At 39.1% G+C, this 18,830-nt stretch carries 14 protein-coding genes and 1 tRNA gene; 8 read left to right on the plus strand and 7 right to left on the minus strand.

Annotated features, from left to right (window positions below; all coding sequences use genetic code 11):
• Nucleotides 1-129 precede the first annotated feature (129 nt).
• Nucleotides 130-960: a DUF5718 family protein gene (locus L5B83_RS06540; RefSeq protein WP_265777926.1), complete on the plus strand. Its 831-nt coding sequence runs from the start codon at nucleotides 130-132 to the stop codon at nucleotides 958-960.
• A 52-nt stretch (nucleotides 961-1,012) separates the two neighbouring features.
• Here L5B83_RS06540 and birA read toward each other — a convergent pair whose 3' ends face one another.
• The gene (gene birA / locus L5B83_RS06545) at nucleotides 1,013-1,945 is read right to left on the minus strand and encodes a bifunctional biotin--[acetyl-CoA-carboxylase] ligase/biotin operon repressor BirA (RefSeq protein ID WP_265777927.1); all 933 of its coding nucleotides are present in this window, start codon (nucleotides 1,943-1,945) and stop codon (nucleotides 1,013-1,015) included.
• Nucleotides 1,946-2,078: 133 nt separating this feature from the next.
• Here birA and guaB point away from each other — a divergent pair, with 133 nt between their 5' ends.
• The 4 genes from guaB (at nucleotide 2,079) to guaA (ending at nucleotide 7,450) form a co-directional block, all read left to right on the plus strand.
• A complete protein-coding gene (gene guaB, locus L5B83_RS06550; protein WP_250349799.1) occupies nucleotides 2,079-3,542 on the plus strand; it encodes an IMP dehydrogenase in 1,464 nt (487 codons plus the stop codon).
• A 73-nt stretch (nucleotides 3,543-3,615) separates the two neighbouring features.
• The gene (locus tag L5B83_RS06555) at nucleotides 3,616-4,854 is read left to right on the plus strand and encodes a hypothetical protein (RefSeq protein ID WP_265777928.1); all 1,239 of its coding nucleotides are present in this window, start codon (nucleotides 3,616-3,618) and stop codon (nucleotides 4,852-4,854) included.
• A gap of 100 nt (nucleotides 4,855-4,954) precedes the next feature.
• Nucleotides 4,955-5,845, plus strand: coding sequence for a DMT family transporter (locus tag L5B83_RS06560; RefSeq protein WP_265777929.1), 891 nt, complete (start codon nucleotides 4,955-4,957; stop codon nucleotides 5,843-5,845).
• A gap of 45 nt (nucleotides 5,846-5,890) precedes the next feature.
• The gene (gene guaA, locus L5B83_RS06565; protein WP_265777930.1) at nucleotides 5,891-7,450 is read left to right on the plus strand and encodes a glutamine-hydrolyzing GMP synthase; all 1,560 of its coding nucleotides are present in this window, start codon (nucleotides 5,891-5,893) and stop codon (nucleotides 7,448-7,450) included.
• A gap of 292 nt (nucleotides 7,451-7,742) precedes the next feature.
• Here the strand turns inward: guaA and ettA are convergent, their stop codons facing one another.
• The gene (gene ettA, locus L5B83_RS06570) at nucleotides 7,743-9,413 is read right to left on the minus strand and encodes an energy-dependent translational throttle protein EttA (protein ID WP_250349802.1); all 1,671 of its coding nucleotides are present in this window, start codon (nucleotides 9,411-9,413) and stop codon (nucleotides 7,743-7,745) included.
• Between the two features lie 352 nt (nucleotides 9,414-9,765).
• Here ettA and zevA point away from each other — a divergent pair, with 352 nt between their 5' ends.
• Nucleotides 9,766-10,398, plus strand: coding sequence for a zinc transporter binding subunit ZevA (gene zevA / locus L5B83_RS06575; protein ID WP_265777931.1), 633 nt, complete (start codon nucleotides 9,766-9,768; stop codon nucleotides 10,396-10,398).
• Entirely contained in the window at nucleotides 10,389-11,417 is a 1,029-nt protein-coding gene (gene zevB, locus L5B83_RS06580) for a zinc transporter permease subunit ZevB (RefSeq protein WP_265777932.1), read from the plus strand. Before zevA ends, zevB begins: the two co-directional genes overlap by 10 nt.
• A 66-nt stretch (nucleotides 11,418-11,483) precedes the next feature.
• Here the strand turns inward: zevB and L5B83_RS06585 are convergent, their stop codons facing one another.
• A complete protein-coding gene (locus tag L5B83_RS06585; RefSeq protein ID WP_265777933.1) occupies nucleotides 11,484-12,455 on the minus strand; it encodes a calcium/sodium antiporter in 972 nt (323 codons plus the stop codon).
• A 162-nt stretch (nucleotides 12,456-12,617) separates the two neighbouring features.
• Nucleotides 12,618-12,693, minus strand: a tRNA-Asn gene (locus L5B83_RS06590).
• A 391-nt stretch (nucleotides 12,694-13,084) separates the two neighbouring features.
• Between L5B83_RS06590 and uvrB the strand changes: the two genes are divergently transcribed.
• The gene (gene uvrB, locus L5B83_RS06595; protein ID WP_265777934.1) at nucleotides 13,085-15,118 is read left to right on the plus strand and encodes an excinuclease ABC subunit UvrB; all 2,034 of its coding nucleotides are present in this window, start codon (nucleotides 13,085-13,087) and stop codon (nucleotides 15,116-15,118) included.
• Nucleotides 15,119-15,235: 117 nt separating this feature from the next.
• Here the strand turns inward: uvrB and L5B83_RS06600 are convergent, their stop codons facing one another.
• The 3 genes from L5B83_RS06600 to L5B83_RS06610 all read right to left on the minus strand — a co-directional run bounded on the left by L5B83_RS06600 (nucleotide 15,236) and on the right by L5B83_RS06610 (nucleotide 18,641).
• Nucleotides 15,236-15,643, minus strand: coding sequence for an OsmC family protein (locus L5B83_RS06600; RefSeq protein WP_265777935.1), 408 nt, complete (start codon nucleotides 15,641-15,643; stop codon nucleotides 15,236-15,238).
• Between the two features lie 273 nt (nucleotides 15,644-15,916).
• Nucleotides 15,917-16,876 (minus strand): AEC family transporter, encoded by a 960-nt coding sequence (locus tag L5B83_RS06605; RefSeq protein ID WP_250363339.1) that lies wholly within the window; start codon nucleotides 16,874-16,876, stop codon nucleotides 15,917-15,919.
• 127 nt (nucleotides 16,877-17,003) lie between these two features.
• Nucleotides 17,004-18,641 (minus strand): NAD-dependent malic enzyme, encoded by a 1,638-nt coding sequence (locus L5B83_RS06610; protein ID WP_250363338.1) that lies wholly within the window; start codon nucleotides 18,639-18,641, stop codon nucleotides 17,004-17,006.
• Between the last annotated feature and the right edge of the window lie 189 nt (nucleotides 18,642-18,830).

The following is an 18,830-nucleotide window of genomic DNA, read 5'->3' on the forward strand; positions in this document are numbered from 1 at the left end:
AAAAGCGAGAGTTTCTCGCTTTTCTTTTATTCCCATTATGGATGATTGAATCCCTTCAATTTCTTCTTGAAAATCCCTTCTAACCTTGTAGGATTTGAGAGAGATGATCAACATAAAAGGAGCAATAAAATGACAAAAAACGTTATCGGCCTTGGTGTCGCAGGCAATTTTGCGGGACATTTAGAGCAAGCGGGTGAGGCGAAGGATTTTGAGCAAGTAGAAACAGCAGAAAGGCATCAGCCGAAAGCGATTTTTCCTTTTTATGTACCAGCAGAGAATTTGGGGGAATATGACTTTTTGGCGGTAAATCCGTTAAGTGCCACGCATATCCGTTTTCCGCAAGCAGGTGCAGATAATTTGCAGATTGAGCCTGAAATTGCATTATTGTGCGATATTCAATATTCTAACGAAAAAGTAACCGCACTTTTACCTTATGCCTTTGCCGCTTATAACGATTGTTCGATCCGCCGTCCTAATGCCAATAAAATTTGTGAAAAGAAAAACTGGGGTGAGGAAACCAAAGGCTTAGCAGAAAAAACGATTCCGCTCACTTCTTTTACATTAGGCAGTGAAATTGATGATTATCGTATTGCTTGCTTTCATAAACGCCGTGGTGAGATGAATACTTATGGCGTGGATAGCCCAGCCTTGGGATACAGTTATTTTCATCAGAGATTGCTAGATTGGATTGTGGAGCAAATGAATCATCAGCCTGATTTTGGACCAATGAATGATATTGCAGAATTCTTAAAGAAAGCGAATTATCCAACCAAAGCCATTGTCAGTATTGGCGCGACCCGCTATACAGAATTTGGCACAAGTCATTTTTTGCGGCCTGATGATGTGAGCATTGTGGTTGTGTATAACGGTAAGAAATATACATCGCAACAAATTGAACAAATGGCGGCGCAAGAACGTTTTGCGGAAGATATTTCAGCGTTAGTGCAAAGGGTAGTTTAATAAATTGACGCAATAAAGGGGAATGCTTCCCCTTATTTGTTGCTTTCTATATTTATACTTTTCGGCGTAATGACACCTCACCGCCATTAAACCGCACTATGCCTTGTTTTGTTTCTAATAAAAGATAACCTTCGCGATCTATGCCTCGTTCAATACCGTGCTGGCTGTCATTTTCGCTGATCATACTCACCGGCTGGTTAAGAAAAGCGTCCCACTCTGCCCAGCGTGAATGGAAGAATGTCATTCCTTCTTGTTCAAACAGGTCAAGATAGTGGTAAAGTCGTTGTACCAAAGCAATGATGATTTCATCACGATCAAAGTGCGGTAGAATTTCCCTTAATTCTGCCCAAGGTTGATTAATGCTTGCCTGTTTTGGTAAGGCAAGATTAATCCCAATACCAATAACCAAATTCAGTAAACCGCTTTTACGATTGGCGATTTCAACAAGCACACCAGCCAGTTTACGCCCTTGTAGTAACACATCATTTGGCCATTTTAACCCTATGCTTTGCGCGCCAAAGGTTTGTAAGGTTTCCGCAATGGCGATACCGATAACTAAACTTAGCCCATTAAGGGAAATATTCGGTGGAAATGTCCAATAGGCACTGAGAATGATCTGCCCAGCAAAAGGGGAAAGCCAATCTCTCCCCCTTCTTCCTCGCCCTGCATATTGATATTCTGCCAAGCAAAGCTGCCCTTTTTCTAGCTGTTCAAGCTGTTCTAGCAAGAATTGATTTGTGGAATGAATCACGGGTTTAACCACCACAGGATAAGGGGCAAGACGCTGCTTAATATGCTCGGCTGAAAGCAATGGCAATTCGGGTTTTAGCTGGATTTCATCACCATTCAATTCAAAGTGAATGCCCAGTTCACTTAACGCTTGAATATGCGTATTCATTTCGCGTTCATCGCAATGTAAAAGTGCGGTCAAATTTTGGCGAGAATTTTTCTTGCCATCGGCTAGCAACGTTAAAAGCTTAAACATTTTCTTCCCTTATATCGAATTTTTTTAATTAAAAAAATATTTACAATTTGCCATTCCCAAATCAGCATAAACTCTGTATAATCTCGCCGCAATATTTTTTAACATTAACCTCATAAAAAGAGAGAATATTGCTATGCTACGCGTACTAAAAGAAGCCCTTACTTTTGATGATGTGCTACTTGTTCCCGCACATTCTACCGTATTACCAAATACTGCCGATTTATCCACTCAATTAACTAAAACCATTCGTTTAAATATACCTATGCTTTCAGCGGCAATGGATACCGTTACTGAAGCAAAACTTGCCATTTCTCTTGCGCAAGAAGGTGGTATTGGTTTTATTCATAAAAATATGAGCATTGAACGTCAAGCTGATCGTGTACGTAAAGTGAAAAAATTTGAAAGTGGCATTGTTTCTGAACCCGTTACAGTTTCACCAGATCTCACTTTAGCAGAATTGGCTGAATTAGTGAAAAAAAATGGCTTTGCGGGTTACCCTGTTGTGGATAGCAAAGGGAATTTAGTAGGAATTATTACTGGACGCGACACGCGTTTTGTTAACGATCTTAGCCAAACGGTAGAAAAAATGATGACGCCAAAAGAACGTCTTGTTACGGTAAAAGAAGGCACAGCTCGTACAGAAATTTTAGCATTAATGCACAACCATCGCGTAGAAAAAGTGCTTGTGGTGGATGATAGCTTTAAACTGAAAGGAATGATTACAGTCAAAGATTTCCAAAAAGCAGAACAAAAACCAAATGCTTGTAAAGATGAATTTGGTCGTTTGCGTGTAGGTGCGGCTGTTGGCGCTGGAGCGGGCAATGAAGAACGTATCGAAGCGCTTGTGCAAGCAGGGGTGGATGTATTATTAATTGATTCTTCTCACGGACATTCTGAAGGCGTGTTACAACGTGTACGTGAGACTCGTGCAAAATACCCAAATTTACCAATTATTGCGGGTAATGTTGCCACTGCAGAAGGGGCCATCGCCCTTGCGGATGCGGGGGCTAGTGCGGTTAAAATTGGTATTGGTCCGGGGTCAATTTGTACCACACGTATTGTTACTGGCGTGGGTGTGCCACAAATTACCGCCATTGCCGATGCGGCGGAAGCCCTAAAAGATCGTGGTATTCCGGTGATTGCAGATGGCGGTATTCGTTATTCTGGTGATATTGCCAAAGCGATTGCCGCTGGTGCGAGCTGTGTGATGGTTGGCTCAATGTTTGCAGGGACAGAAGAAGCACCGGGAGAAATTGAACTTTACCAAGGACGTGCATTTAAATCTTATCGTGGAATGGGTTCCTTAGGTGCGATGAGTAAAGGCTCATCAGATCGTTATTTCCAAAGTGATAACGCTGCAGATAAACTCGTACCAGAAGGCATTGAAGGGCGTATCCCATACAAAGGCTACCTAAAAGAAATTATCCACCAACAGATGGGCGGTTTACGTTCTTGTATGGGCTTAACAGGTTGTGCCACTATTGAAGATCTTCGCACCAAAGCCCAATTTGTGCGAATCAGTGGTGCTGGTATCAAAGAAAGCCACGTGCACGATGTTACCATTACTAAAGAAGCACCGAATTATAGAATGGGATAATAATCACGAATAAGTTCAGTTTTGATATCATTGAACCTATTTAATTTATTTTAAAAGTTATTAGAATTGTACTATGGAAAAATTTATTTTATTACTTTTAGGATTAATGATCTCTTTTCAGGGATGGAGTAAAAAACTAGAAGTGTATTTAGATTATGCATCTTTACCTTCCTTAAATATGATTTTTGATTTAGTTGAAAAAAAAGATGATTTAGAAGTTGAAAAGGTAGTTGGATTTGAGCGGTTTAATTTAGGCAATGATAAACTGCAATATTTTCCTAAAGACAAGCTTAGTTTTTATCCAGTTTCTTTACAAAACATTGAACCTTTTTCAAACAAATTATTTAATACTATAAAAGATAGTTCAGATAAAGTTGATCTTGTTATTCATACAAATTTAGATCATTCATTATTTAGCTTACTATCTATATGGAAAAAATTAGAGCCGCTAAAAGATAAATTTGAGATTACTAAATTATATCTATACGATGATGGTTCAATGAATTATAAAAAACTATATGAAAATAGAAATAAAGATATTTCTACTATCCTACAATCTTCATATCAAAATTTAGGAGAACATTTAAGAACATACAATCGAGATATTCAAGATTTACATTCATTAAGCCGTTATACTTGGCATAAATTTTTCCCTACTGAATATATTTTACTTCGACCTGATTATCTTTCTATTGATGTAAAAATGAAACCATTAAAAGACTATTTGTCAGATCATGTTTCCACGATGAATTGGGAAAGATTTAATCAGCTCACGCAAGAAGAAAAGAATTTATTCTTAAAAATAGTTAATTTTAATGAAGAAATTTATAATAAATTAAAAAATAATAACCTTAATCAAAAAACATTTATCTTTACAGGAACGACAACTTGGTTCGAAGATCAAAATGAAAGATTAAAAAACGCAAAGTTACAAACAAAAATTTTGAATAAATTTCTTGATAAAAATGGTGAGTTCTATTTAGGTGATGATATTAAAGTATACTTTAAAGGACACCCTAAAGGGGGAGATATTAATGAATACATTCTGCAAGAAACTGGTGCAGAAAATATTCCTGCGAATATTCCTTTTGAGGTTCTTATTATGACCGATACCTTACCTGACTTTGTCGGTGGAATAATGAGTTCTGTATATTTTTCTCTGCCAACTAAAAATATTAGTAAAGTTGTATTTTTAAGTTCAGAAAAAATAAAAAATGAGCAGGATGCAAGATCAGAGATTTTATCTCAATTAATGTTGATGCTTGGTATAATTAAACCTGAGCAGATTATTTTTCAAAATATAAATGAATAAATCTCTTAATGCCCTTAGTTAAATGATAAAAATGTGCATAAATTAGTATGATAGTACGCTAAATTTATTAGCTATTTTACAAACATATAAATGTAAGAGTATGTTAAATAATAAATATCTTATTGCAATCATTTATATTTTAGCGATAGGGCTTGCATTCCCCATTATCCGCTATGTGAGTTTGTCTTTTCACATTTTGAATAATAATGCGGTTAGACTACTTTCAGCAGGTGTGATATTTGTTGCAATCGTACTATGGAAATATCGCCAACAATTGGTACTCATTGCTCAGCAGCCGAAGTTAGTTGGCTATTTAATCTTAATTGCTGTGATTATGGTGCTTAATATTTATCTTTCTACGGAAGGAATAAAGTACACAACAGCACTTACGGGAAGTATCTTTGGTATCATTATGATGCCTGTGGCAACAATAATGGCAGCAATATTCTATCAAGATGAGCGTAATCATTTAGCTTCACGGACTTTTTACATCGGTTCAATTATCGCACTTATTGGCTCATTTGCTTTCGTACTATTGGGGCAACATCAAGGCGAAAGCAGTAATTTAACGACAGGAATTATACTTCTCACAGGTTGGATTATTGTACAACCATTACAAAATCTTGTTGTAAAAAAAGCCGCACTTGTGCTTCACCCGATTGTTATTAGTGCCTCAACAGCAATACTATCAGGCATCATTTATCTTTGTTTAGCAATAGATGATGGCGTCATTATTCAATTAGCAGAAACCTCAGACACGATGTTAATTATCTTAATCCTTGCTGGAATTTATTGCTTAATGGCGGGAATGTTTTTAGCGTTCTATATTGTACAACAACAAGGATTAGTCTTTTTTAATATTCTGCAACTCTTAGTACCGATTTCAACAGCGATTATCAGTTTTATTTTACTTGGTGAAACCGTTAATATGACTCAAGTTATTGCAATGTTACTTGTGATGTCAGGCTGTTTTATCGCATTGAGAAAATAATTTTTTATTTACCCTAATAAGGGTGTAACACATTAAAGGTAAACAATGAACAACATTCACAACCATAAAATTTTAATCTTGGACTTTGGTTCACAATATACCCAGCTTATTGCACGCCGTGTACGAGAAATTGGCGTATATTGTGAACTTTGGGCGTGGGACGTAACGGAAGAACAAATCCGTGAATTTAACCCAACAGGCATTATTCTTTCAGGCGGACCTGAAAGCACGACGGAAGAAAACAGTCCGCGTGCGCCTGAATATGTGTTTAATGCGGGCGTGCCAGTATTAGGGATTTGCTATGGAATGCAAACAATGGCAATGCAGCTAGGTGGTTTAACCGAAACCTCTGATCACCGTGAATTTGGTTATGCTTCCGTTTCTTTACAAAATCCAACCGCACTTTTCGCCGGTTTAGATGACGGTGATCATAAATTAGATGTTTGGATGAGTCACGGCGATAAAGTTACCCAATTACCACCGCACTTTCAAATTGCGGGTGTTACGCCAACTTGTCCTATTGCCGCAATGTCTGATGAAAATCGCCACTTCTATGGCGTGCAATTTCACCCTGAAGTTACCCACACAAAAAGCGGCTTAGCCCTTTTAACTAATTTTGTGGTGAATATTTGTGGTTGTGAACGTAACTGGACGCCAGAAAATATCATTGAAGATGCGATCGCTCGTATCAAAGCGCAAGTTGGTAATGATGAAGTCATTTTAGGCTTGTCAGGCGGTGTAGATTCTTCCGTTACGGCTTTATTATTACACCGTGCTATCGGTAAAAACTTACATTGTGTCTTTGTAGATAATGGTTTGCTACGCCTTAATGAAGCAGAGCAAGTAATGGCAATGTTTGGTGATAAATTTGGCTTAAATATCATTCATGTGAATGCGGAAGATCGCTTTTTAAATGCATTAAAAGGCATTGATGATCCAGAAGCGAAACGCAAAATGATCGGTAAAGTGTTCGTTGATGTGTTTGATGATGAATCGAAAAAACTCAGCAGCGTAAAATGGCTAGCACAAGGCACGATTTACCCTGATGTGATCGAATCTGCCGCAAGTAAAACAGGCAAAGCACACGTGATTAAATCGCACCACAATGTAGGCGGATTGCCGGATTATATGAAACTTGGTTTGGTAGAGCCATTACGCGAATTATTTAAAGATGAAGTGCGAAAAATCGGATTAGCTCTCGGGCTACCTGCTGAAATGCTCAACCGCCATCCATTCCCCGGCCCGGGCTTAGGCGTGCGTGTGCTGGGTGAAGTGAAAAAAGAATACTGTGATTTACTCCGTCGTGCCGATGCTATCTTTATTGAGGAACTGTACAACTCAGGTTGGTATTATAAAGTTAGCCAAGCGTTCACGGTATTCTTACCGGTAAAATCTGTCGGTGTAATGGGCGATGGACGTAAATACGACTGGGTTGTCTCTCTTCGTGCCGTAGAAACCATTGATTTTATGACCGCACATTGGGCGCATTTGCCTTACGACTTACTCGGCAAAATCTCCAATCGTATCATTAATGAAGTTGATGGCATTTCCCGCGTAGTCTATGACGTCAGCGGAAAACCACCTGCGACGATTGAGTGGGAGTAGCAAGTTTTTAAGCTCAAAAGTAGGTATTGATCCTACTTTTGAGAGCTAAAATTTAAATATATTTTTTCAAAGCTGGCATTGTAGTAAATTAGCGTAATTATTTGGATGTCTCTTGTAGAGTTTTCACAGAAAAGTAGACAGACTGACGTATTAAACTGGTTGCTATATATTTGGAGTCGGAAATTGGCGTGGTATCTACGATTTTCAAATTTTTCCATTGATTAAAGGCGTTGATTTTATATACCGTTTATAACAAAAAGGCGAAATCATCATTTCGCCTTTTTTAATGCCATTATTTTGCTATACGTTTGTATTTAATACGATGCGGTTGTAGGGCATCAGCACCGAAGGTTTTCTTTTTCCATTCTTCATAGTCTGAGAAGTTGCCTTCATAGAAAGTAACTTTGCCTTCATCGCCGTAATCCAGAATGTGGGTAGCGATACGGTCTAAGAACCAGCGATCGTGGGAAATTACCATCGCACAGCCCGGAAATTCTAAGATCGCATTTTCTAAGGCACGTAAAGTTTCCACGTCAAGATCATTGGTTGGTTCGTCTAATAACAGCACGTTCCCCCCAGCTTGTAATAACTTGGCTAAATGTAAACGCCCACGTTCCCCACCAGACAGTTCACCAACACGTTTTTGTTGATCGACGCCTTTAAAATTAAAACGTCCAACATAAGCACGACTTGGGATTTCAAAGTTACCAATACGCAGAATATCTTGTCCGTGTGAGACTTCTTCCCATACTGTTTTACTATCGTCCATTTCATCACGGAATTGATCCACAGAAGAAAGCACCACGGTTTCACCAAGCGTAATATTTCCACTATCAGGTTGTTCTTGCCCAGAAAGCATACGGAAAAGGGTCGATTTTCCTGCACCGTTCGCCCCGATAATCCCAACAATCGCACCTTTTGGAATACTGAAAGATAAATCATCAATTAATGTGCGATCACCATAAGCTTTAGTTAAATTGCTCACTTCGATGACTTTATCCCCTAAACGTGGACCCGGTGGAATAAATAATTCGTTGGTTTCGTTGCGTTTTTGATATTCACCGCTGTTTAATTCTTCAAAGCGCGCCATACGAGCTTTGCTTTTTGCTTGGCGGCCTTTTGGATTTTGACGAACCCATTCTAACTCTTTTTCAATGGATTTTTGACGAGCAGATTCTGCCGCCGCTTCTTGGGCAAGGCGTTTTTCTTTTTGCTCTAACCACGAAGAATAGTTGCCTTCCCAAGGAATGCCTTCGCCGCGGTCAAGCTCTAAGATCCAACCTGCGACATTGTCTAGGAAGTAACGGTCGTGGGTAATAGCAACCACAGTCCCTTCGTAATCGTGTAAGAAACGCTCTAACCAAGCGACTGATTCTGCATCTAAATGGTTGGTTGGCTCATCTAATAACAGCATATCTGGTTTTTCAAGCAATAAGCGGCAAAGCGCTACGCGACGGCGTTCCCCTCCTGAAAGATGCTCGATTTTGGCATCCCAATCCGGTAAACGTAACGCATCAGCGGCACGTTCAAGTTGGTTTTCTAGATTATGCCCATCGTGCGCTTGAATAATAGCTTCTAATTGTGCTTGTTCGGCGGCAAGTTTATCGAAGTCAGCATCAGGATCGGCATAAAGCGCATAAACTTCATCTAAACGTGTTAAGGCATTTTTTACATCTGCAACGGCTTCTTCCACGGCCTCGCGTACGGTTTGTTGTGGTTCTAGCTTAGGTTCTTGTGGGAGATAACCAATTTTAATTCCGGGTTGTGGACGCGCTTCCCCTTCAAATTCTTTATCCACGCCAGCCATAATGCGAAGCAGGGTGGATTTCCCTGCACCATTTAGCCCTAGCACACCAATTTTGGCACCTGGGAAAAAACTTAAGGAAATATCTTTTAAAATATGACGTTTCGGCGGCACAACCTTACCGACACGATGCATAGTATAAACAAATTGTGATGACATAAATTGTTCTCTTAGCTGTAAAAAGTGCGGTTATTTTACTTGATGTTTTTGTTTTTGGCGAATTGAAAGCGAAAAAAAACCTCCCAAATGGGAGGTAGGAAAGTAGTTTAGCTATTTATTTTGATTATTTTATTTAGGAACTTTATGAATATCAAGCTGTCACTTGACGGTGTATATACTACAAAGAAATTGTGTATAAAGAAATGATCAACTTACATTTTTTTGATGTAAATCACATAAATACTGTTTTTTTATACTATTTAAGCAAATGAATTTCCAGCGAGCATTTTGTTTCAAATGGGGTTTAGTGATAGGATTCGTTTTTTGAGAATAATTTTTATTAAGGTCAGTTATGTTAAGAAAGTGCTTAAGTGTATTGGTGCTATTGCCTTTATCTTGTTTTGCCCATCCTCACGCTTTTATTGATATGCACAACAAAGTATTGGTAGAAGACGGAAGATTAGTGGGCTTTTCAATGCAGTGGGTGTTGGATGAAGCAAGTTCTGCCAGTATTATTTATGATTTAACGCAATCCACTCAGCCGAGTGATAAGCAAAAGTTGATTGATGAGGCAATGAAAAATATTGTGAATGAGCATTATTTTAGCTATCTCTTTGATAAAAATAAGAACAAGATCAAATATAAAGCACAGGCACAGCATTATGGAATGAAATCAAATGGCACACAAGTGATGTACTATTTTGATTTTTTGTTGTCTAACCCCCAACTGCTAAAGGGAAATCAGTTTGAATTAGCAACATACGATCCCACTTATTTTGTGGCAATGACGTATCCAACACTTAATAACAAACAAAGTGCGGTGGATTTTTCACAACTTCCTGCGCAATGTTCGGGCAAAGTAGTTGAACCGAATGTGGATCAGAAGGTGCGCGAATATGCAGCTTCTTTAGATCGCAGTCAGCGTAATGAGGACAGTTCCCTTGGCGAAGTGTTTAGCCAAAAAGTGGAGATTGTATGCAATTAAACAAGCACACAAAAAGAGGGATTAAGTACCTCGCAATATTGCTGTTACTGATGGGACTGGGGTTTTATGTCTTACCTTATTTGTTTGGTCAAACGATGAGTTGGCAGAAAGCGTTTAACCAAAGTATTTCTGGATATTTACACCAAATCAATCACTATCCCGTGCAAGCGGGGTTAAGCTTAATGCTGATAAGTTTTTTGTATGGGGTGCTACACGCCCTTGGCCCCGGACACGGTAAATTTGTGATTGCCAGTTATTTATCTACCCATCAATCTCAATTGAAAACCAGTGTTCAGCTCACCTTATTGTCTTCTTTAATGCAAGGCTTGGTGGCTGTGGTGGCAACATCTATTCTCGTGGCGGGGTTGCAATTGTCTTCCCATTATTTCAAATTGAGCCAGCTTTGGCTTGAACGTTCTGCGTTTATTTTGATGTTCTTATTGGGCATCTATTGGATTTATCAAAGTGCGGTGAAATTTTTGCACAAATTTCGTCAGAGTAAACGCACTGTTTCACTGGGGAAAATTCATTCTATTAAGCCTACTTCGGCAAAAAATAGATTGGAGAAACCTGTTCAGGTTGCACAAATCCATTGTGATCACGAAAAAGGTTGCAGCTGTGGGCATCAACATTTACCCAGTTCACAGCAATTAGATCACGCCACAAATTTTAAATCCCGCTTGCTTGTGATTTTAACGATTGGTATGCGACCTTGCTCAGGGGCGATTTTTATTCTTTTTCTTTCCTATATGCTCAATCTTTATAAGTGGGGAATCGCAGCCGCGATGGCAATGGCGGTTGGCACAGGAATGACGCTCTCTTTATTTGCGTTGATTGTGCAATACGCAAGGCAAACCGCAGTGAAGTTGGGGCGTTGGTATTTTAGCTCGGAAAATTCGCCTTATGCTGAGATTGTCGTGAAATTGATCGCAGGCGGCGTGGTGATTTTCTTTGCTACAGCACTTTTTTATGGCACAACCTTGCCTATGCGTGGTGGCGCGGTGCTATTTGGAGGATAATCTTTCCGGTGAAAAATAGGGGTGAAAGCTCACCCCTTTTTTCTTTTGATTGTCTTATTATTCAAATCAAAGTGCGGTGTAAATAAGCAAAGAATTATACGCCACATAAGCGAGAAATAACATTAGCCCTTCAAGGCGGTTAATCTGCCCTGTTCGTCCTTTGAACCCATAACCAAATAAAAACAGTAAGCCCGTCAAGGCGATCATAACGAGCATATCTCGACTAAACACTTCGGACGTTGCTTGAATTGGGGTAATAGCACCTGCAATCCCTACTACCGCAAGTGTGTTAAACAAGTTAGAACCAATAATATTGCCCACAGCGAGATCTAATTCATTTTTTCTTGCCGCCATAATAGAAGCTGCTAATTCAGGTAATGACGTACCGATGGCAACAATGGTTAAGCCGATAATTAAATCACTCACACCTAAATAAGTGGCGATATTTACTGCCCCCCACACTAATAATTGCGAACTGCCCATTAATAATGCCAATCCAATGACTAACCATAATAAGGCGGTTTTTAACGGCATTTGTGATTTTTCTTTGAGTTCATCGGTAATGTCTTGCCCAAGGCTATCGCTTGAATGTTTTATGCCTTGCCAAATTGTCCAGCCCATATAGAGCGTGAAAACTGCCAATAAAATCACGGCATCAAGACGAGAAATGGTGGCATCATAAATTAAACAAGCAGAAAGTAGGGTAACAAACATTAACACAGGCAATTCTTTTTTTAGCACTTGTGAATTGACTATAATTGGCTTAATAATGGCAGTGACACCTAAAATTAATGCAATATTGGTGATGTTTGAGCCATAAGCATTGCCCAGTGCAATTCCCGGGCTGTGGTTGAGGGCTGAAAGGGCAGAAACAATGATTTCAGGCGCAGAGGTACCAAACCCAATAATAACAATGCCAATTAATAGGGGCGACATCCCTAAATAGCTGGCAAGAGAAGCGGCACCATCAATAAAACGATCTGCACTCCAGACTAAAATCACTAATCCGATAAGTATAGCGAGAAAAGATAAAAACATTTGCTTGTCCTATAAATGATGAAAAGTAACGGATATTATCATTCTTATGAAAGGTTAATTAGAAAAAATAAAAGCCCATAAGGAGGATATGGGCTTTAAGCTCTTTTGGAATTAAATAGCTTTTATAAAAGGAGACAAATAAAAACTGCCAAAAGAGAAAATTGGCTCCTCCTGCTGGACTTGAACCAGCGACATACGGATTAACAGTCCGCCGTTCTACCGACTGAACTAAGGAGGAATAATTCTGTATCACAAGGAATTGGTCGCAGATGATAATGATCTGTCTTTCCTTTGTCAACAGTGAAATTAAAAAAAATGTTGAAAAATTATGTTCTTTTTTTATATCCACAGTGCTTGTGGATAAGTCTGTGAGTTCTTATTTGAAAAAATCGCTGATCCCTTGAAAAAACTAGGTATTTACTGATTAGCAATAAAATTGATTGTAAAATAACATTTTATTATTTATCAATTGGTTAATAAAAATCTAGAAATTTTTTTAAAATTTTTTTTGATTTTGTGAGATTTCAATCTTGACAAATATAACTCTGTGTAAAACTTAATGTTTTGTTCAAGCCGAAAGGAAAAAATTATGCTAAAATTGACCGCACTTTTCTAATAGGGCGTTTTTTATGAGTAACAAAATTCACAGCAAACCGTTTATTCTGCATTCTGATTTTTCTCCCTCGGGCGATCAACCTCAGGCGATAGAAAAGTTGAGCGAAAATCTTAATGATGGTTTGGCTCATCAAACGCTACTTGGCGTAACGGGATCGGGTAAAACCTTTACCATTGCCAATGTCATTGCCAAACTTAATCGCCCCGCAATGTTGTTGGCACCGAACAAAACCCTTGCAGCTCAGCTTTATGCCGAAATGAAGACGTTTTTCCCTGAAAATGCGGTGGAATATTTTGTTTCTTATTACGATTATTATCAGCCAGAAGCCTATGTCCCAAGTAGTGATACGTTTATTGAAAAAGATGCGTCTATTAATGACCAAATTGAACAAATGCGTCTGTCTGCAACAAAATCCTTTTTAGAACGGCGTGATACCATTGTGGTTGCCTCCGTTTCTGCTATTTATGGTTTGGGTGATCCCGATAGCTATTTGAAGATGATGTTACATTTACAAACGGGCGCGATTATTAACCAGCGACAAATTTTAGCGAAATTAGCGGAGTTGCAATATACCCGCAATGATCAGGCATTTCAGCGAGGGACATTCAGAGTAAGGGGAGAAATTATTGATATTTTCCCAGCGGAGTCTGATGATCAAGCGGTTCGTATTGAATTATTTGATGATGAAATTGAACGTTTAAGTTTATTTGATCCGCTCACAGGCACCAATTTCGGTGCCGTGCCACGTTACACTATTTATCCGAAAACCCACTATGTTACCCCGCGTGAACGGATTTTAGATGCCATTGAGCAAATCAAAGCGGAGCTGGCACAGCGCCGAGAGTATTTCATCAAAGAAAATAAATTGCTAGAGGAACAACGTATTACCCAGCGCACTCAGTTTGATATTGAAATGATGAACGAATTGGGTTATTGCTCAGGCATTGAAAATTATTCTCGCTATTTATCTGGGCGTAAAGAAGGTGAGCCACCTCCGACGTTATTTGACTATATTCCCGCCGATGGCTTATTAATTATTGATGAATCTCACGTTACTGTGCCACAAATTGGTGGAATGTATCGTGGCGACCGTTCACGTAAAGAAACCTTGGTGGAATATGGCTTTCGATTGCCTTCTGCGTTGGATAATCGCCCATTACGTTTTGAAGAATTTGAACGCCTTGCTCCGCAAACCATTTATGTTTCAGCTACGCCCGGTCCTTACGAATTAGAAAAATCAGGCAGTGAGATTATCGATCAAGTCGTGCGCCCAACGGGGTTACTCGATCCTGAAATTGAAATCCGCCCCGTAGCGATTCAAGTGGATGACTTACTTTCCGAGGCTCGCCAAAGAGCGGATAAAAATGAACGCGTTTTAGTTACTACACTCACCAAACGAATGGCAGAAGATCTGACCGATTATTTAGAAGAACACGGTGTGCGCGTGCGTTATTTGCATTCTGATATTGATACCGTAGAACGGGTAGAAATCATTCGAGATTTACGTTTAGGGGAATTTGACGTATTGGTCGGAATCAACTTATTACGTGAGGGCTTAGACATTCCCGAAGTGTCTTTAGTCGCAATTTTAGATGCCGATAAAGAAGGCTTTTTGCGTTCCGAACGATCATTGATCCAAACCATTGGACGTGCGGCACGAAATTTAAATGGTAAAGCCATTTTGTATGCTGATAGTATTACCAAATCAATGGACAAAGCCATTAACGAAACCAACCGCCGCCGTGAAAAACAAATGAAATACAATGAAGAACACGGCATTGTGCCACAAGCGTTGAATAAAAAAGTCGGCGAATTGCTTGATATTGGACAAAGTGCAACCAATAACAAAGCAAAAAGCAAGCAAAAACAAAAATCAGTGGCAGAACCTACCGCACTTTATCAACCAACCAGTACAAAAGAACTTCAGCAACAAATCAAAAAACTGGAACAACAAATGTACAAACACGCCCAAAACTTGGAATTTGAAAAAGCCGCTGCGGTACGTGATCAGTTGCATCAGTTAAGGGAAAGGTTTTTGGAGAACTAAATCTTATGTCTATAAGAACACATTAATCCGATTTCTCCACAGCAGTTTTCTGAAGAATGGTTTAAATAATTGAAAGTGAGAGCCTTATTTTCTATGAAAATAAGGCTTTTTTGTCCACTATTCGTAATGAAAACGAAATTCTTGTACTAAATCTGCGCTGAGGCTTTTGGCGACAGGGCAGGTGTGAGCCGCGGCTTCGAGCGTGGCACGCATGCGTTCATCAAGCGCTTTGTTAAGATAAAAATCTAATACAATACGTGCGACTCGGCGTGGGTTGAGCGCCATTTCTTTTTCTACTTCGATGCGTGTGCCTTGCAAATCCACGCCAAGATCTCTTGCTCGAATTCCCATAATTGTCATTGCACAGGCGGCAAGTGAAGCAGCAAGTAAATCTGTTGGTGAGAAGGCTTCACCTTTACCATTATTATCCACAGGGGCATCAGTGGAAATTTTGTTTCCACTTTGTAAATGGATTAAATCATTGTGCAAATTGCCAGTGTAATGAATCGTTGAAATGTGTGCCATAGGAACTCCTTATTAGACTAATTTGTAGCTTAATTAGAGTAAAAGGAAAGCTGAGGAAGTGCAAGATATATTATTTTTTTATTTAGAAAAATAATGAGGGAAATTAAAGTGGAATAGGATGAGTTTGATTATTTTGATTTATGGAGAGATTAATAGAATTTTATAAGAATTATTTCTAAGTAACAAAATAACGTGGAAAAAATAAAATGATACAAAATGCTGTTTAAATCAGATAAACAGCATTTTTATAAGTGCGGTGCTCTTTTCGTAAATTTAGTTTAAAAGCCCAAGTAAACCATCAATCAGTGGCACAATAGGAATAAATAATAAGGTGCTTGTGGTAACAATATTGGTAGCAAAAGACACGTCACCTTTGGCTTCATTGGCAAGAATAGGCAATATGGCAAGAGCAGAAACGGAGGATTGTAGAATCAGCGTTTGTGCCTCAATCGTTGGCAATGGTAGCACGGTTTTACCAATAAAAATGAGAAATACCATAATCGCTGGGGCGATAGCAAATTTGCCGATGAGTGCGGTAATGGTGTCTTTATCAAATTTGAGGCTTTTTAATCCCGCATCATAAAGCGTGATGCCAATATAAATGAGTGAAAGTGGCGTAACCATTGCCCCTATATAGCTTAATGCGCTATGAATAAAATTTGGTACAGGAATATTGATGAGTAAAAAAATGAGGGCAACAAGAAATCCGAGTAACGGTGGAGGTAAAAGTTTTTTCCAGTTAAATAAGCGATGTGGTGATGATTGTGATTGGCTACTATCTCGTGCAATCAGCCAAGCGCCGAAAGTCCAAGTGGAAATGGTATTTAGTACATAATAGACCAAAAAATAAGGCATACTATTTTCACCAAATAATGCAATATTTAAGGGTAAGCCGATAAATATGGTATTAGCGTTTACTATCGTATTAATAAAAACACCTTTCCGCCCTGCACGAATATTGAAGGCTTTTGTCATTAACCACGCAATAATATAACCTAAGAATATTGCAGCAGTACCATAAATTAATCCATCTGATAGCGAAAATAATTTTTCACGAGTAAGGTAACTTAGCACAGAAATAAAAATAGAAGCTGGGAGGGCAATATTCATAATGAGTTTAGAAATATTGCCAGCAAAGCTGTCTGCAAAATAGCCTTTATGGCGTAAATAAAAACCTAATACAATAATCAGAACGATAGATAAGACACTTTCAAGTGCGGTGAGAAAAAGCATTATATTTTCCTCTGTTGGAATAATTTCTTTTTTAGGATTATTTTGAAAGCGCTTTGTGAGATTAATTAATAAAAGCGCCGTCTTTTTTATAAAAATGCCGCCTGATTTTCAGACGGCATAGGCGTATTTAGCGATAAACGGCTTGCCACATTGCGTTTTGCACGCTTTGTACCCAGTTATCACTCTGTTTGGTTGCAACACCATCTTTTATTGCTTGTTTGGCGACGGCGACAGCCACCGTTGCTGACGAAGCGCGTAAATTATCTACTGGGGGAAGTAACGCCGCCCCTAAATCTTGTGGATTGACTTGGCTTGCAACAGCTTCAGCGGCAGCAAGTAACATTCCGTCAGTGACTTGGCTTGCCCCTGATACAATGACGCCTAATCCTAAGCCGGGATAAAGCAGCGCATTGTTACCTTGCCCAATATAGAAAGCCGTTCCGTTATATTGCACAGGAGATACTGGAATACCCGTTGCGATTAAGGCTTTACCTTTTGACCAAGGGATTGCATCTTGTGGCATCACTTCAATACGCTCTGTTGGGTTAGAGAGTGGTAATAAAATTGGACGTTCTACGCCTTCACAAAGTGCTTTGATGACTTCTTCAGTGAATGCACCGTGATCTGTGGAGGTGCCAATTAAAATGGTTGGTTTGACTTGTTTTACAACTTCTAACAAACCAATTTTACCCTCTGAACGTTGCCAATCTGCCACTTCATCAGCAGAGCGCGCATATTCTTGCTGGTAATTCGGTAGATTTGGCATATCATCAGTGACTAAGCCATTAATATCAATGAGCCATACGCGTTTTTTGGCTTCTTCGCGAGAAAGTCCATTACGTTCCATTGCGGCACTAATTTGATCTGCCATTCCTGTTCCCGCAGTTCCCGCCCCATAGACCACAAGGCGTTGTTCAGCGAATGTTTGTTTCGTAACTTTTAAACCTGAAATGACTGCTGCCATAACAATTGCGCCAGTGCCTTGCATATCATCATTGAAAATACGGTATTTTTCACGATTTTCAACTAAGATGCGACGTGCGTTAGAAGGGCCAAAATCTTCAAAGTGCAAGAGGGCATTTGGGAACATTTCACTTGCTATTTTTAAATATTCATTAATTAAGTGATCATAGCGTTCACCACGCACACGAGCGTGTCGATTACCAAGATAAGTTGGGTCATTTAGCAATGCTTCGTTATCGGTACCAACATCTAAATTCACCGCAATGACACGGCTTGGATCGATGCCCGCAGCGGCAGTGTAGACGGCAAGTTTACCAACAGAAATATCCGTTCCGTTCACGCCCCAATCGCCAATACCAAGGATTTCTTCTGCATCAGAACAGACTATGAGATCAACATCCTCTGCGCCAAGCCCCAATGTTTCAAAAGAAGCACGAATATCTTCTGGACGGTTCACATTTAAATAAACGGCACGAGAACGGCGATAATCACGACTCCATTGTTTTATTGCATCACCTACGGTTGGGTCATAAACAATAGGCAACATTTCAGCGAGATGATCGGTAAGAAGACGATAATAAAGCACTTCATTACGATTATGTAGTTGGTCAAGGAAAATGTATTTTTCCATTGGTTTTTCATAACGAGAAAGCTGCTCATAAGCACGTTTGGCTTGTTCATCAAGGGTTTCCACAGCAGCAGGTAATCGTCCTGTTAAACCTAACTTATTACGTTCTTCAAGCGTAAAAGCCGTGCCTTTATTGGTTAGGGGATTAGTTAGAATATCAGGGGTATGACTCATTATTAACTCCTTATTTATGAAATAGATTATTTGTCGAGAGGTAAAATAGCTATTTGCTACTGAGTATAGGCGCATAAATAACAATTTCAAGTGGAGTGAATGTTATTTTTTTTTTTTTTTTTTTTTTTTTTTTTTTTTTTTTTTTTTTTTTTGCAATGTATTGATTTTTAATGGTTTTTGTGTAATTCG

Origin of the sequence: Avibacterium sp. 21-599 (assembly GCF_026226765.1) — a bacterium.
GTDB lineage: Bacteria > Pseudomonadota > Gammaproteobacteria > Enterobacterales > Pasteurellaceae > Avibacterium.

Excerpts from the sequence above, each read along its gene's own strand:
- L5B83_RS06585 (WP_265777933.1), bottom strand. The coding sequence starts at position 12,455 with ATGTTTTTATCTTTTCTCGCTATACTTATCGGATTAGTGATTTTAGTC.
- L5B83_RS06560 (WP_265777929.1), top strand. The coding sequence starts at position 4,955 with ATGTTAAATAATAAATATCTTATTGCAATCATTTATATTTTAGCGATA.
- guaB (WP_250349799.1), top strand. The coding sequence starts at position 2,079 with ATGCTACGCGTACTAAAAGAAGCCCTTACTTTTGATGATGTGCTACTT.
- L5B83_RS06555 (WP_265777928.1), top strand. The coding sequence starts at position 3,616 with ATGGAAAAATTTATTTTATTACTTTTAGGATTAATGATCTCTTTTCAG.
- guaA (WP_265777930.1), top strand. The coding sequence starts at position 5,891 with ATGAACAACATTCACAACCATAAAATTTTAATCTTGGACTTTGGTTCA.
- L5B83_RS06600 (WP_265777935.1), bottom strand. The coding sequence starts at position 15,643 with ATGGCACACATTTCAACGATTCATTACACTGGCAATTTGCACAATGAT.
- L5B83_RS06610 (WP_250363338.1), bottom strand. The coding sequence starts at position 18,641 with ATGAGTCATACCCCTGATATTCTAACTAATCCCCTAACCAATAAAGGC.
- L5B83_RS06540 (WP_265777926.1), top strand. The coding sequence starts at position 130 with ATGACAAAAAACGTTATCGGCCTTGGTGTCGCAGGCAATTTTGCGGGA.
- zevA (WP_265777931.1), top strand. The coding sequence starts at position 9,766 with ATGTTAAGAAAGTGCTTAAGTGTATTGGTGCTATTGCCTTTATCTTGT.
- ettA (WP_250349802.1), bottom strand. The coding sequence starts at position 9,413 with ATGTCATCACAATTTGTTTATACTATGCATCGTGTCGGTAAGGTTGTG.
- zevB (WP_265777932.1), top strand. The coding sequence starts at position 10,389 with ATGCAATTAAACAAGCACACAAAAAGAGGGATTAAGTACCTCGCAATA.
- uvrB (WP_265777934.1), top strand. The coding sequence starts at position 13,085 with ATGAGTAACAAAATTCACAGCAAACCGTTTATTCTGCATTCTGATTTT.
- L5B83_RS06605 (WP_250363339.1), bottom strand. The coding sequence starts at position 16,876 with ATGCTTTTTCTCACCGCACTTGAAAGTGTCTTATCTATCGTTCTGATT.
- birA (WP_265777927.1), bottom strand. The coding sequence starts at position 1,945 with ATGTTTAAGCTTTTAACGTTGCTAGCCGATGGCAAGAAAAATTCTCGC.